The 13,915-nt window shown below is 60.5% G+C and carries 12 protein-coding genes; 2 read left to right on the forward strand and 10 right to left on the reverse strand.

Annotated elements, in window-relative coordinates:
• Nucleotides 1–75: 75 nt before the first annotated feature.
• The 6 genes from H9Q75_RS03060 to H9Q75_RS03085 form a co-directional block, all read right to left on the reverse strand.
• On the reverse strand, nt 76–924 hold the full coding sequence (locus tag H9Q75_RS03060) for a metal ABC transporter permease (RefSeq protein WP_186564670.1): 849 nt from the start codon (nt 922–924) through the stop codon (nt 76–78).
• The gene (locus H9Q75_RS03065; RefSeq protein WP_186564671.1) at nt 921–1,691 is read right to left on the reverse strand and encodes a metal ABC transporter ATP-binding protein; all 771 of its coding nucleotides are present in this window, start codon (nt 1,689–1,691) and stop codon (nt 921–923) included. Before H9Q75_RS03065 ends, H9Q75_RS03060 begins: the two co-directional genes overlap by 4 nt.
• Entirely contained in the window at nt 1,688–2,581 is an 894-nt protein-coding gene (locus tag H9Q75_RS03070) for a metal ABC transporter substrate-binding protein (RefSeq protein ID WP_186564672.1), read from the reverse strand. Before H9Q75_RS03070 ends, H9Q75_RS03065 begins: the two co-directional genes overlap by 4 nt.
• Before the next feature lie 99 nt (nt 2,582–2,680).
• The gene (locus H9Q75_RS03075) at nt 2,681–3,529 is read right to left on the reverse strand and encodes a hypothetical protein (RefSeq protein WP_186564673.1); all 849 of its coding nucleotides are present in this window, start codon (nt 3,527–3,529) and stop codon (nt 2,681–2,683) included.
• Between the two features lie 67 nt (nt 3,530–3,596).
• Entirely contained in the window at nt 3,597–4,223 is a 627-nt protein-coding gene (locus H9Q75_RS03080; protein WP_341480888.1) for a DUF1847 domain-containing protein, read from the reverse strand.
• A gap of 14 nt (nt 4,224–4,237) precedes the next feature.
• The gene (locus H9Q75_RS03085) at nt 4,238–6,484 is read right to left on the reverse strand and encodes a hydratase (RefSeq protein WP_186564674.1); all 2,247 of its coding nucleotides are present in this window, start codon (nt 6,482–6,484) and stop codon (nt 4,238–4,240) included.
• A gap of 186 nt (nt 6,485–6,670) precedes the next feature.
• Here H9Q75_RS03085 and ypeB point away from each other — a divergent pair, with 186 nt between their 5' ends.
• Entirely contained in the window at nt 6,671–8,020 is a 1,350-nt protein-coding gene (ypeB, locus tag H9Q75_RS03090; protein ID WP_186564675.1) for a germination protein YpeB, read from the forward strand.
• Between the two features lie 46 nt (nt 8,021–8,066).
• Here the strand turns inward: ypeB and H9Q75_RS03095 are convergent, their stop codons facing one another.
• From H9Q75_RS03095 to H9Q75_RS03105, 3 genes are read right to left on the reverse strand one after another with little or no spacing between them, the layout of a single operon-like run.
• Complete coding sequence (locus tag H9Q75_RS03095) at nt 8,067–8,921, reverse strand: YwqG family protein (protein WP_186564676.1); 855 nt, start codon at nt 8,919–8,921, stop codon at nt 8,067–8,069.
• A gap of 41 nt (nt 8,922–8,962) precedes the next feature.
• Nucleotides 8,963–11,656: an FtsK/SpoIIIE family DNA translocase gene (locus tag H9Q75_RS03100; RefSeq protein WP_186564677.1), complete on the reverse strand. Its 2,694-nt coding sequence runs from the start codon at nt 11,654–11,656 to the stop codon at nt 8,963–8,965.
• Nucleotides 11,657–11,697: 41 nt separating this feature from the next.
• Nucleotides 11,698–12,549: an undecaprenyl-diphosphate phosphatase gene (locus H9Q75_RS03105; RefSeq protein ID WP_243200651.1), complete on the reverse strand. Its 852-nt coding sequence runs from the start codon at nt 12,547–12,549 to the stop codon at nt 11,698–11,700.
• Nucleotides 12,550–12,703: 154 nt separating this feature from the next.
• Here H9Q75_RS03105 and H9Q75_RS03110 point away from each other — a divergent pair, with 154 nt between their 5' ends.
• Entirely contained in the window at nt 12,704–13,258 is a 555-nt protein-coding gene (locus H9Q75_RS03110; protein WP_186564678.1) for a phosphoribosyltransferase family protein, read from the forward strand.
• Between the two features lie 61 nt (nt 13,259–13,319).
• Here the strand turns inward: H9Q75_RS03110 and H9Q75_RS03115 are convergent, their stop codons facing one another.
• On the reverse strand, nt 13,320–13,862 hold the full coding sequence (locus H9Q75_RS03115; RefSeq protein ID WP_186564679.1) for a hypothetical protein: 543 nt from the start codon (nt 13,860–13,862) through the stop codon (nt 13,320–13,322).
• Between the last annotated feature and the right edge of the window lie 53 nt (nt 13,863–13,915).

Here is a 13,915-nt window from a genome sequence, read left to right on the forward strand (position 1 = left end):
TAATTGGTTTATTTTCGTTAAAAACTACCCATAGATGCAAAACTGCCCGGGCCCCTTACGGGACCCGGGCTTTGATCACATTCTCTTTTTTCGGAACAGGAAGGTTATGGCAAAGAATACGGCCAGACAGAGGGTAATGGAGGCGCCGGCCGAGGAGCCTTTATAATAGGAGATCATCAGACCAACAACACCTGCCCCAAGGGCGCCCAGAATCGAAAAGAGGTGATATTGCCGCATATTCTTGGCCAGATTGCGGGAAGCGGCCGCCGGGAGCACCAGCAGGGAGTTGATGACCAACAGGCCCACCCAGGTCATGGATATGGTGACCACCACCGCGACCGCGGCGCAAAAGACGGCCTCCCGCCAGAACACCTGAATTCCCCGACTGTCCGCCAGCGCCGGGTGGATGGAGGAGAGCATCAGCTGGTTGAAGGAACACAGCCACAAAAGGACCACTGCGGCCAGAATGCCCGCCAAAAGGGCGATTTTGGACGGCTCCACACTGAGGATGTCGCCTATGAGCAGGCTATTGAATTTGGTGAAGCTTCCCCCGTCCATGGTGGCGATAAAAATACCAAGCGCCACGGCAGTGGAGGAAAAAACACCGATGACCGTATCGCTGGCCATGTTGGATTTGCGGCGCACATAGGTAAACAGCAGAGAAAAGGCCACCGCAAAGACCACCGCACACCACATGGGCTCCGCCAGTCCGCACAGGGACCCAATGGCAATGCCAGTAAATGCCGAGTGGCCCAGAGCGTCCGAAAAGAAGGACATCCGGTTTGTGACCACCATGGTGCTCAGCAATCCCAGCAGGGGTGAGATCACCAGCACGGCCAGCAAGGCATTTTTCATAAAATACATGGAGCCGGGCTGGGCCCACTCAAAGGGCAGCAGCTCCACCAAGGTATACCAGAGGCTCATGCCCGTCCCCCCTTCCCCAGGTGCAGGTGAAAGACCGCCTGAAATTCAGGCGAGGCGAGCACCTGGTCCGGCGGGCCCACCTGCAGCACCTCATTCTTCAGCAGGATCACCTTGTCTGCATAGCTGGTCAGAGTGGCGAAGTCGTGGGTGGAGAGCAGAATGGACAGATCATAGGTATTTCGAATCTCATCCAGCATGTCCAACAGCTGCTTCTCTCCGTCGATGTCCACCCCGGAGAGGGGCTCGTCCAAAATCAGGATATGGGGCAGGGGCTCCAGCGCCAGAGCCAGCAGCACCCGCTGCAGCTCACCCCCGGAGAGGGCCCCCATCCGCTTGTCCAACAGGGCGGTGCCGTGGACCCGCTCCAGGCAGGCCCGCACCCGCTCCCGCAGGCGCTTGGGTGCGGGCAAAAACACCGGCCACTTATCAATGGCTGCGGCAAAAAAGTCAAAGACGCTCACGGGGTCCCCCCGGTCAAAGCTGGGCGATTGGGGCACATAGCCAATTAAAGGCCGTGTCTTGTCGCCCCCGGCCCGTTGAAATTCTATGGTGCCGGTATGGGGAACCTGTCCCAGAATAGTGCGGAAGAGAGAGCTCTTCCCCGCCCCGTTGGGGCCGATGAGGGCCACAATTTCCCCGCAGTGCAGATGGAAGGAGACGTTCTGCAGCACCTCTTCCCCGCCGAAGTTCACGCCCAGCTTATCCACCCGGAGGCAGCACAGCCCGGAACAGCCCGGCCCCATATGTTCATGCTTTTGTACGCTCATCCCAGGGCCTCCACAATGGTATCTCTATTCTTTTCCATAGCGTCGAGATAGGGCTGCATGCCCACACCCTCACCGCTCATAATCATATCCAGCTGATACACCCTCACCCCGGTCTCCCGAGCGATCGCCTGGGCCGTTGCATCTGAACCATTGACCTCGGTAAAAATAGCCGGGATGTCATATTCCTGGATCAGGGCGACGATCTCCTTGATCTCGGCGGCACTGGCCTCGCTCCCCTCCTCCTCCTCGATGGCCTTGAGGATGGTCAGACCATTGTCCCGGGCGAAATACTGGAAGCCGTCGTGGAACGTAATCAGATACGGACAGGACAGCCCGGACATGCGCCCGTCATCACCGGGCAGCAGAGCGGCCGCAGCGTTGAAGTTTTCGGTATACCGGTCCAGATTGTCCCCATCCAGCTCCCCCAGGCCGTGGAGAATGTTGTTCATCATCACCTCAGCAGCCTCCTCATTCATCCAGATATGAGGGTCATACTCGGTGTCGTGATCATGGTCTTCATGGCCTATGGCGGGCAACAGCTCGATCCCCTCCGAGCAGTCGATCACCGGCGCGTCAGAGGCGGCCAAGGCATCTGTCATAAAATCCTCCAGTCCCGCACCGTTCATCACGATTACGTCCGCCCGCTCAACGGCTTTCATATCATTGACCGTGAGGGTGTAGTCGTGGAGGCACGAGGTCTGCTGGTTGACCAGCAGGCTCACCTCCACGTCCCCTATCCCCTCGGTTACCGCCGTCGTGAACAGGTAGACCGGATAGGTGGTGGCCAGGACATGGAGCTTACCGTCGTCCGACGGCTGGGGAGCGGCGGGTGAAGAACAGGCGGAAAGCAACAGGCCCAGAACACAGGCCGCCGCGAGTAGTTTTTTCATAGAGATCCCCTTATCCAAAATAAAAAATACGATCTGCCGGGCAGGAATGCCCGGCAGATCGTATTATAACGCAATATTCCCATTCTGTAAAACAATTCTTTACCACCGGCCCAGAAGAAATTGGGCAATCAAGTACAGAGGCAGGAACCCCGCGGCATAGCTGGCCAGGTTGGCACACACGGCGTAGCCCACCCGGCGTCCCACCTTCTGATCCCGCAGCAAAAAGCCATAGGCGATGGCCTCCGCCAGCAGGATCAGTACCTCCACTGGCAGCAATATCAGATAGTACAGGTAGTGGGCCCCCACCGCCAGGATGGCCGAGCCCAGCAGAAGGTGCATGGCCGCCTGAGTCGCCACATTGACCACCAGGAACGCCTCTATGCTCCGCCGGGAGCGGAACCCGAACGGCCACAGCAGGATGCCCTCCACCACCAAGGTGGGGATCAGAGTGGACAGGAACTGGGTGAGGTAGTAGCCTATCGTGGAGGTGGAGCGGGTAACAGTGTTGCTCTCGTAGTCGTACACCAGTTCGGTGTGGAACACCGTCCGGGTAAAGGGCTCCGCCGTGGCCCGGACCCCATCGGCGGAGGAGACGGCAATACGGAAGGTTTTGGGCAGGCCGAAGTAGGAGAAATGGTGGGTACCGTCCTCCCCCGGCACCAGGTCGCCAAACAGGGGCGGATAGGTACCGTGCACCAGAGCGGGATACCAGCCCTCCCCTTCCCAGCTTCTCAGGCCCTCGACCAGGGCGGGATCATAGTCCTCTGGGTCTACGTTTGGGGCTCCATCCTCGTCCTGCTGGAGCAGATCCAGGTAGTACACCCCCTCCGGGGCGTTAATCACCGTGATGGTAAGAGACTCCTTGGGCCCCATGTCGGCGCAGGCAGTGCCCCCCAGTAGGATCAGGCAGAATAGTACGCAGGTGATGGCGGAAAACAGGCGCTTCATGGTCATTCCTCCTTCCAGTGGTCTCTTCTGCTGATAACACACCTGACAGAGGCAAATGATTGCACTGTTACTCCAACAGTCGTTTATAATAGGAGTCCAGATTATAGAGCACCGCAGCGGGATTGTGCCCTGTCACCCGATCCTTGACCACCAAAGTGGTGGTGAGCGCCTGGGAATACTTATAAAATATGCTGTCGTGCCCCACGCACAGGCCCACCACGATGTTCAGCTCGGTGCCCAGCCGGTTGAGGTGCCTGGCCTGGAGGATGGGGTTGCACATATTGGGCCCCACCGCCTTGCAGTCCTCGTCAATGCCCACCAGGGTCTTGTCCGCCATCCCCGCCTTACAGGCGATGGAGTACACCTCAAACCCGTTTGCCCGGAGAACGCGGGCCAGGGCGCGGCTCTCCCGCAGCAGGCCAACACAGGTGGCAATGCCCAGCCTGTGGAACCCCATGCGGCGGGCAAAGTCTATAGTCTCTTCCACGCGGGTCAGCCTGCAGTAGCCCTCATACTCCACCCGGGCGGCGGTCTGGAGCACTCGCTGGTTTTCCGGCTGATTGCCCAGGCGCAGGGCCTCCTCCAGCTCCCCGCCCTCCAAAGCCTCCGTGGTGCAGTAGGGTGGGTAATTCCCACTGCTGCTGATGCAGCCCATGCTTCCGCAGTCCACACAGGACCGACCGCAGTTGTCCACGCTCCCCCGCCTCCTTATTTGGCGTAATAATTGATCAGGCAGCCAGCCAGCACAATATCCCGCTCCTCACGGGTCATACCGGGGAGCTTAAGGGTAACCGCCTTCTCCGTTTCATTCTGGAACAGTGTGGCGGCCACCTCCTCCGCGCCCTTCTCCAGCGCGGCTCGAATGCCGGGAATATAGAGCTTATCGCCGGGCTGGAGGTTCCATTCCTTCACGTCCTCCGCTACAAAGGGCAGCATGCCCCAGTTGACTACATTGGAGCGGTAGCGCTTGGTGGCGTATTCCGCCGCCAGGTTGGCACAGCCACCCAGCACCCGCTGACAGGAGGCGGCCTGCTCCCGGGCGGAGCCGTCGCCCGGCTTGAGGGCCATGATAAAAGAGCCCAGACCTGTGGTCCTGCCGTCAAAACCCATCAAGGCCTCCTTGGCCTCCGGCGACGCCGGGTCGATCCGGCGGGCTCGCTCCGCGGCCAGCACCGCTTTGGCCCGGGGAACATACTGGGGATCCTTCCGGCTGAGCGCAAACTCAGACAGCTTAATGGGGTTGGAGCGATAGGAGGAGGTCTCCCCGGAGGGGATCAGCTCGTCCGTGGTGGTCACCGGGTCATAGATGGCAGCACAGCTGGTGAGCAGCAGATTTTCCGGCAGAGCCACCTGCTCCGGCCAGTCGGCGATATTGGGGCCAAACACCAGCTCCTGGCTGGGGTCCGGCCGGCCCACGCCGAAGTACACCCGGGCCTTGTAGGGGCCGTCATCATAGGCAAAGGGTTCCACCGCCGGGTCGGCAGGAACCTCAGGCAGCTCGTCCGCCCCGGTCAGGACGCCGCCGTTGAGGGCGGTGGCCGCGATGCTCCGGGCATCCATCAGGGCCACATAGGACACCTGGCCGTCACTGGGCTTGGACCCCTCCCGGTTGGGGAAATTCCGCGTGGAGTGGCGGATGGAGAAGCCGCCGTTGGCGGGCACATCCCCCGCGCCGAAGCAGGGCCCGCAGAAGCAGGAACGGATGGAAGCCCCCGCCTCCATCAGGCTGGCGATATAGCCCCGGCGGGTAAGCTCTAGGTTCACCGGCTGACTGGTAGGATAGACCGACAGCCAGAAGGCGTCGGAGCCGATGGGCCTGCCCGCCAGGATCTGGGCGGCCCGGACGATGTTCTGATAGGTGCCGCCGGAGCAGCCGGCAATAACCCCCTGATCCACCATAAATTTGCCGTCTGCAATCTTCTCCCGCAGAGAGGCCGGCCGGCTTTTCAGCTCCAGCTGCTTGACCGCGTCCTCGTCCACCTGGTGGAGCAGGTCGTCCATATTGGCCTTAAACTCGCGGATGGTGTAGGCGTTTGAGGGGTGGAAGGGCAGGGCGATCATAGGCTCAACGGCACCCAAGTCCACCTCGATCAGGCCGTCGTAATAGGCCCCGTCGGAGGGCGACTGATAGGCAAACTCATCTCCCCGGCCCAGAATGGTCAGATAGTCCTTCAGCGCGTCGTCCGTGGACCAGACGGAGGAGAGGCAGGTGGTCTCGGTGGTCATCACGTCGATGCCCGCCCGGTAATCAATCGCCAGATTGGCCACACCCGGGCCAAAGAACTCCATAACGGCGTTCTTCACGGTGCCCTCCCTAAAGGTGGCGCGGATGAGCTCCAAGGCCACATCCTGGGGCCCCACGCCGGGCTGGGGTGAGCCGGTGAGGTAAATGGCAATCACCTTGGGATAGGCGATGTTATAGGTCTTTTGCAGCAGCTGGCGGGCCAGCTCCGGCCCGCCCTCTCCGATGGCCATGGTGCCGTAAGCGCCGTAACGGGTGTGAGAGTCAGAGCCCAGGATCATCCTGCCCGGGGCGGCGTACCGCTCCCGCATATAGGAGTGGATCACGCTCTGGTGGGCGGGGACAAATTCGCCGCCGTATTTCTTGGCCGCCGACAGTCCGAACACATGGTCGTCCTCATTGATGGTGCCGCCCACGGCGCACAGGGAATTGTGGCAGTTGGTCAGCACATAGGGCAGGGGGAAGCGCTCCATACCGGAAGCCCGGGCAGTCTGAATGATGCCCACATAGGTGATATCATGGGAGGCCATGGCATCAAACCGGAGGGCCAGCTGGTCCATATCCTCCCCGGTATGATGGGCCTTCAGAATCGAATAGGCCATCGTGCCTTTCTTGGCCAGGGCCGGGTCGGGCAGCCCGGCGGCAGGTCCGTCCTGCGCCAGGAGAAAGGCGCCGTTTTTATAATAGACGCCCTGTTTGGTAATCTTTATCATAGGTGTCGCCTCCGAATCTGTTTCAAATCAAATTTTATCATATCAATCTTTGGCCTGAAACGCAAGGGATTAGGTGTTCCTCTCCGCGTTTTTTTACTCTTTATCCAAAAATTACACCTGTTCCGGCAACATAAACAACCCCTGCATCGGGTGAAACTACCTCCATTGGACAAGGGGGCGTTTGCAATGAAACGAAAAACCAGGGTATTGACGGCTGCCTTTCTGACGGCGGCTTTTGCGGTGACGGCGGGCTTTGCCGTGCAGGGGCACGTCCGGGCCGCCCGGTATCAGGCTGTGCTGAGCGCCGGGTACCAGCACGCCTTCGCGGAGCTCACCACCGCGGTAAGCGAGCTGGACACCGCCCTTCAGAAAGGGGTCTATGCCGCTACGCCCGGGCTGTTTTCCTCTCTGTGCACCCAGGCCTACGGCAAGGCCCTGTCTGCCCAGGCTGCCATTGGAGAGCTCCCCTACGGCAATGTGGAATTGGAGCAGACAGCGGCTTTTTTGGCCAAGACCGGAGACTATGCCATGTATCTCTCCCGCTCCGCGGCCGGCGACGGCTGTACCCAGGAGGAACGGGATACGCTGCGCGGCCTGTCCGGCGCAGCCTCGCAGCTCTCCTCCGCCCTGCGGGATCTCCAGTCCGATCTAAACGCCGGATCACTCACGCTGGAAAGCGTGGAACAGGCACAGGCGCGCCTGGCAGGCACGCAGGCCGGGCAGGTTACAGCCGGCTCTGCGTTTCAGACCGTGGAGGCCGATTTTCCCGAGGTGCCTTCTCTGGTCTATGACGGCCCGTTTTCCGAACATCTGACCGGGCGCAGTCCTCAATATCTGGCCGGCAAAGGAACGGTCACCCAGGATGAGGCCCGGGCCCGGGCCGCCGCCTTTCTGGACCTGCGGCCGGAGATCTTTGAGCTGACCTCCCAAGGGGAAGGGGAACTTCCTGCCTGGGGCTTTACGGCCGCTGTAGACGGCGGCGAGCTCTATGTAGAGGTCACCCGACAGGGCGGCCAGGTACTGGAGGTGCTCAGCAGCCGGCCGGTGGATGAGGCCGTCCTTACCCGCGCCGAAGCGCTGGACATGGCATCCGCGTTCCTCAAGGCCCGCGGATTTCCCGCGATGAAGGAGAGCTATTTTATTGACCAGGGAGATGTGCTCACCATTCATTTCGCTGCTCTGGAGGGAGAGGTCCTGTGCTACCCCGACCTGGTAAAGGTTGCCGTGGCATTGGACAACGGCGATGTAGTCGGCTTTGAGTCCGCCGGCTTTTTGATGAATCACCGCACGCGCCAGCTCTCCGAAGCGGCCATCAGTGAGTCAGCGGCCAGCCAGGTCGTAGGCTCTTCTCTGGAGATTCTCTCCCATCAGCTTACCCTCATTCCCTCTGGCGGCGAATATGAGGTGCTCTGCCACGAGTTTAAATGCCGCACGCAGGAGGACACCCACGTCTTGATTTATGTGAATGCCCAGACTGGTCAGGAAGAACAGATTCTGCTCCTTCTGGAGGATGAGAGCGGAACTCTGGCGCTGTAAAAAAATCGCCCTGCATCCCAAATGGGATGCAGGGCGATTCTGGGTTTTATCCACATTGCAGCGTGAGCCAGACCCGGTCAAACCTCCGGGCCTGCAGGTCCTCTTTCCGGATGAAAAAATAAATGCGTCCGCAGTCGCCGAACATCAGCTCAAACCCGCCGCCGGACACGGTGTCCAGCTGGAACAGGAGCCGCCAGTCTTCCAGACTGGTCCTTCGAGCCTGCTCTCTGAGCTGGGCGGGGACTTTTTCGTAATCCTCCGGGCTGCCCTGGTGATAGCCCCGGGTGACCAGCTCGCATTCCTGGGTGATATTCCCCTGGATCAGGTCGGGCCAGCCCAGCAGCTTGGAGGTATTTTCCTCAAACTCGGGAACCGGGTCTCCCAGGGCGGTCCGGGCCGCGGCATAGACCTCCCAGGCGTTTGGAGGCCAGGCCCCCCCGAAGAAGAAGTCCTCCAGGCCGGGCCAGGACCGCTCCGCCGACCCACGGACACCCAGCGCGGGAAAGCGGTACTCCTCCGGCAGATCCACCGGGAACGCAGCCAGCTGTAAGGACTCCAGGTCTTCAAACCAGAACACCCGGGCACAGCCCTTGTCCGTCGGGTCAAAGCCCCATCGCTGGGAGCCGCACTCATAGAAAAAGGCCAGCAGTCCGGTCTTGGGGAGAAGTCCCTCTGTATCCCAGGCAGACATTTCCCTGCAGTTAAACTGGGCCAGGAAGCTCAGAGGCCGCTCCTTCACCCGGTCATCCTCAAAGGTATCTGTTCGAAAGCGGGGCCATATGAAATCCGCCGGAACGTCCGGCGCGCCACCAAACCGGCTGGCACCCACGGACAGCTCGGCCGCACCCCCGAAGGTCAGACGCACCATGTTTCTCATCATCTCGGCAAGGCGCTCTTTCATACTCTACTCCCCTTTTCTTCTGTGATGAAAGGCCTCTCACCTTAGAATCCGTCGTTGTCCAGATCGAAGGGGACCTCCCGGCTCTGGGGGATCGCGTCGCCCTCAAATTCCAGCTCATCAGGCACCGGCTCGGAGACGGCGGTCTCATTCATCCCCTGTTTGAACTGCATTTCCTGCCACTGCTCTTTGGTGATGAGCACCTGACGGGGCTTGGACCCCTCAAAGGGTCCTACGATCCCCTTCTCCTCCATCTGGTCCACCAGACGGGCCGCCCTGGAATACCCCAGCTTCAAGCGGCGCTGGAGCATGGAGACGGAGGCCATGCCCGTATCCACCACCACCTCGATGGCCGCGGGGAGCAGCTCGTCATAGTCGTCCCCCGCCTCTTCCGGCACAGAGCCGCCCACACCCTTGCCCTGCTTGTCCTTTTCCGCAGCGCGCTGCTCGATCTCATGGATGATGTTGTCGTCATACTCCGCGGCGCCGCTGTTCTCCTTGATGAAGCCCACCACAGCGGCCACCTCCTCATCCGAGATGAGGCAGCCCTGCACCCGCTGTGGCTTTCCGGTCCCCAGCGGAAAATAGAGCATATCGCCGCGGCCCACCAGCTTCTCCGCGCCGGAGGTGTCCAGAATGATGCGGGACTCCAGGCTGGAGGCCACCGCAAAGGCGATGCGGCTGGGGATATTGGCTTTCATCAGGCCGGTGATCACATCAGCGGAGGGCCGCTGGGTGGCGATGATCAGATGCATACCCGCGGCGCGGCCCATCTGGGCCACGCGGCAGATGGACTCCTCCACCTCCTTGGCAGCCACCAGCATCAGGTCAGCCAGCTCATCAATGACCACCACAATTTGAGGCATCTTCTCCATGCCCTCGGTGCGGGAAGCATGGAGGTTATAGGATGCCAGGTCCCTCACGCCGATTTCCGAAAAGGCGCGGTAGCGCTTCATCATCTCCACCACCGCCCACTGGAGGGCGCCGGCCGCCTTTTTGGGGTCCGTGACCACGGGGATCAGCAGATGCGGAATCCCATTATAAATGCCCAGCTCCACCATTTTGGGATCCACCATAATCAGGCGGACCTCCTCCGGCGTGGCCTTATACAGCAGGGAAATGATGAGTGAGTTGGTACACACCGATTTACCGGAGCCCGTGGTACCGGCGATAAGCAGGTGGGGCAGCTTGGCAATATTGCCCACCACACAGTTGCCGCCGATGTCCTTGCCAACGGCAAACGCCACCTTGGAGGGGTTGTCCCGAAACGCCTTGGAGTCAATGACCTCATGGATGGGCACAGGGGTGACCAGTTTATTGGGCACCTCGATGCCCACCATGGAAATCTTGTCCGGAATGGGGGCGATGCGCACGCCCGCAGCGCCCAGCGCCAGGGCAATATCGTCCGCCAGGTTGGTCAGCTTGTTCAGGCGCACCCCCTGGTCCAGCTCCACCTCGTACCGGGTGACCGAGGGCCCCCGGGTGACGTTGACAATGGCCGCGTCAATGCCGAAGGAGCGAATGGTGTCGGACAGGCGGGACTGGTTTGCCCGCAGCTCCCCGGCAATATCGCTGCCCGAGATGCTTTTTCCCTCGTGCAGCAGGGAGACCGGCGGATAGAGATAGACCGGCGGGCCGCTCTCCAGATTCTTGGCAATGTCCTGCGCCACCTCCGCCGCCGCCTGGGCGGTCTCCTGTTTCTTCAGCTTGGGGACGGCCGGCTCCCGTTCGATTTCAGGCAGCTGCACAGCGGGTGCGGGCGTGGGTTCCGGCATGGGGTTCGGCGTTGGAAGCGGAGCAGCCGGAACGGCCACGGAGGGCTCCGCAGTGAGCGTTTGGTCTGGCTCTGCCAGTACAGGCTCCTCGGCCGGCAGGCTTTCCTCCGCCTCCCCGGCCAGCACCTGATCCGGGGCAGGCACCCTGGCCTTCCGGTTAAAAAAGCCCGCCTTTTTGGGGGTGGGAAGCTCCGGCTCCTTCCCCACCAGCGGACCGTCATCCACCGGAATGTCAATTTGGACGTTCCTCCGGGCTGCGGCCGCCCCGGCTGCCGGTTCCGCCTCCCGCGCCGCGCCGCGGCGCTCCTTTATCCGGGGAGCGGGTTCCAGGTCTTCCTCCTCATATTCGTATTCCCGGTGAGGCCGGTCCCGGAAGAAGCGGACAATATCCACCGGTGAAATATGAAAGGCAATCAGGAGTAAGATCAGCAGACCCAGTACCAAAATAAGCCCCGCCCCGATCTTGCTGAATAGACTGGACAGCCCCAGGGCCAGCGCGCCGCTGGCCAGCCCGCCGCATTGGAGCACTCTCCCCTGGGTCCACAGAGTTTTGACCAAGGCGGAGGTCCAGAGATAGTCCCCTTTTGCCAGGAACAGGTGCAGAAGGCTGCCAAAAAGCACCGGCACCAACAGGGCGCTCACCACTCTCAGGCGTACCGGACGGCCTCTGTGAAACGCCAGAATCCAGGCACACACCAGAAGCGCCGGGGGCAGCAGCCAGTAGCCATACCCCACCAGTCCCTTTGCCGCGCCGCAGAAAAAGTCGATAAAGATGGCCTCAATGTGGAAATAGCCAAAGGCCGCGAACACCGCCAGCAGCAGGCATACCACCGCCCCCACTTCCCTGCGGACCGGCCTGGGCGCCGGCTTCTTTTTCCGGCTGGATGTGCTCCGGGAGGCATTGGAACGTCCAGAAGTGGTGGATCGCTTTCCGGATGCAGGTTTCTTTTGTGTGTCTGCCATGGGAAATCATTCCTTTCAGGAGTCAGGGTTAAACAATTGCATTATACCTTCAGAATCAGTCCAGCCACCAGGCTCACCCCGCCGACCGCCCAGCAGTAATAGGCAAATTTTCCGAACTTGCCACGATTGGCCAGCAGGTTCACCAGGCGGATGGCGAAATAGCCCACTACGGCGGAAACCGCCATTCCCACCAAAATCATGGGCAGCAGTTCCGGATCCACCCCTACCTCCAGCGCGTCCTTGAATTCCAGGATCGTAGCGCCCAGCACAGCAGGCAGGCTCATCAGAAAGGAAAAGCGTACGGCAAAGGTGCGGTCATAGCCCCGCAGCATTCCGGCGGAGATGGTGGCCCCGGAGCGGGAGATGCCCGGCAGCGTACCGATCGCCTGGGCACAGCCCACCAGCAGAGCGTCCAGCACGGTGGCGCTGCGCTCATTTTTTTTGCCGCGGGCAAGCCGGTCGGAGAAAAAGAGCAGGAAGCCGGTGACCAAAAGCGCAATGGAAACAAAGGTCACGTTACTGGTAGCGCTTTCAATGACGCCTTTTACCGGCAGCACCACGAAAAGGGGCAGCGTAGCCACAATGATCAGCAATACCAAACGCCGAGCCGGCGGAATGCGTCCCCGCTCCCGCGCCCGTCGTTTGGGCGAACACAGGCTGGCGGCCCCCAGGCAAAACTCCCGGAGCATATCCATAATGTCATGCCAATAGTAAATAAACACCGAAATCAACGTGCCGAAGTGGAGCATAACGGTAAAAAAGAGCTGCGTACTCTCAAAGTCCTCCATGCCGAAAAAGGCCTGGAAAAGAGCCAGATGTCCCGAGCTGGAGATGGGCAGAAACTCCGCCACCCCCTGGAGAAAGCCCATAAAAATGGACATTAAGTAGGTCAAGTTTGGTTCCTCCTTGATTATAAAATGGACATACAGATTTATATTATCACAGTTTGTCCCACAATTCCATCTTTTTTCTTGAAACCGGCCGCCGCAGAGGGTATAATAGGTAAGCGAATTTCGACAAAAACGCTGAGAGTTTGGAGTTGTTTCTATGACCTATCATCTCAAGGTTGCCGGCCTGGAGCGGGAACTGCCCCTGTGCAAGGTAGATGACAGCATGACCATCGCCGCCTTTGTGATCTTTGGCGATGTGGAACTCACCTGTGCCGCTGCCGCCGCCCTGCTGGAGAAGGCCCCGGAATATGACTACCTGGTGGCGCCGGAGGCCAAGGCGATCCCCCTGATCCACGAAATGGCCCGTCAGAGCGGCCGCAACGAGTACTTTTTGGTGCGCAAGGCCCCCAAGCTTTATATGAACGGCGTGTTCCAAACCACGGTTCACTCCATTACCACCGCCGCCGAGCAGAAGCTGTACATGGACGGCGCCGACGCGGCCAAGATGAACGGGAAGCGGGTCCTCATCCTGGACGACGTCATCTCCACCGGTGAGTCCCTCAGCGCCGTAGAACGGCTCGTGGAACAGGCGGGGGGCCGGATTGTGGGCCGTATGGCCATTCTGGCGGAGGGAGACGCCGCCAAGCGGGACGACATTATCGTTCTCGGGTCGATCCCCCTCTTTGATGGGAATGGCAACCCCAAGCTCTGATTCATATGGATAGGGAAGCGCGGAGAGCCGCTGGCTCTCCGCGCTTTGTCTTTTTCTGCTTCTAGGAAATCGTATAGCTTCCACGTACCAGAAGGGTCACATTGGTCTTGGCCTGGACACCGCGCCCGTCAATGGTTCCCAAATAGAGGTGGTTGACCGTCAGAGCCCCCCCACTAGCCAGAGTGCTCCCCGCAGTCATATCCACCAGCCCCGGGGCGGAGTCAGACACGCACACCGCAGTACCGTTCCGCAGCAAAAATTCGCAGCCTTCTTTGCCGATCAGCTTCTGTCCCTGGGTGAGGGTGACCACCTGAAAGCTGGCCGAAGCGCCGGAAGCGCCTCCGGCCAGCTTGTCCTCCACCTCATCCACATAGCCGTCCACCACGGTCTGCAGCTGCGTCTTGAGCTCACTTTCCCGCTGGGCAATCTTACCGTCCACCTGGCTGAGGATGGCGGGCGTCGTCTTTTTCTCCAGATAGCTCAGGGTCACCAGCGGGTCGCTTTGGGAGCCCTGCTGCCCGGCTGCCACGGCCACGCCGAGCATGGCGACAATCACCAGCCCAGCCGCCGTCAGCCGTACCGGCCAGTTTCCTTTGTATTTCATATGTATGACCTCCGTTGAAAAAGAAGGGGCCGCCGCACAGGCGGCCCCATGTT

Origin of the sequence: Lawsonibacter celer, from assembly GCF_014281125.1 — a bacterium.
In the GTDB taxonomy this organism is placed as follows: Bacteria; Bacillota; Clostridia; order Oscillospirales; family Oscillospiraceae; genus Lawsonibacter_B; species Lawsonibacter_B celer.

Excerpts from the sequence above, each read along its gene's own strand:
- H9Q75_RS03060 (WP_186564670.1), bottom strand. The coding sequence starts at position 924 with ATGAGCCTCTGGTATACCTTGGTGGAGCTGCTGCCCTTTGAGTGGGCC.
- H9Q75_RS03065 (WP_186564671.1), bottom strand. The coding sequence starts at position 1,691 with ATGAGCGTACAAAAGCATGAACATATGGGGCCGGGCTGTTCCGGGCTG.
- H9Q75_RS03070 (WP_186564672.1), bottom strand. The coding sequence starts at position 2,581 with ATGAAAAAACTACTCGCGGCGGCCTGTGTTCTGGGCCTGTTGCTTTCC.
- H9Q75_RS03075 (WP_186564673.1), bottom strand. The coding sequence starts at position 3,529 with ATGAAGCGCCTGTTTTCCGCCATCACCTGCGTACTATTCTGCCTGATC.
- H9Q75_RS03085 (WP_186564674.1), bottom strand. The coding sequence starts at position 6,484 with ATGATAAAGATTACCAAACAGGGCGTCTATTATAAAAACGGCGCCTTT.
- ypeB (WP_186564675.1), top strand. The coding sequence starts at position 6,671 with ATGAAACGAAAAACCAGGGTATTGACGGCTGCCTTTCTGACGGCGGCT.
- H9Q75_RS03095 (WP_186564676.1), bottom strand. The coding sequence starts at position 8,921 with ATGAAAGAGCGCCTTGCCGAGATGATGAGAAACATGGTGCGTCTGACC.
- H9Q75_RS03100 (WP_186564677.1), bottom strand. The coding sequence starts at position 11,656 with ATGGCAGACACACAAAAGAAACCTGCATCCGGAAAGCGATCCACCACT.
- H9Q75_RS03110 (WP_186564678.1), top strand. The coding sequence starts at position 12,704 with ATGACCTATCATCTCAAGGTTGCCGGCCTGGAGCGGGAACTGCCCCTG.
- H9Q75_RS03115 (WP_186564679.1), bottom strand. The coding sequence starts at position 13,862 with ATGAAATACAAAGGAAACTGGCCGGTACGGCTGACGGCGGCTGGGCTG.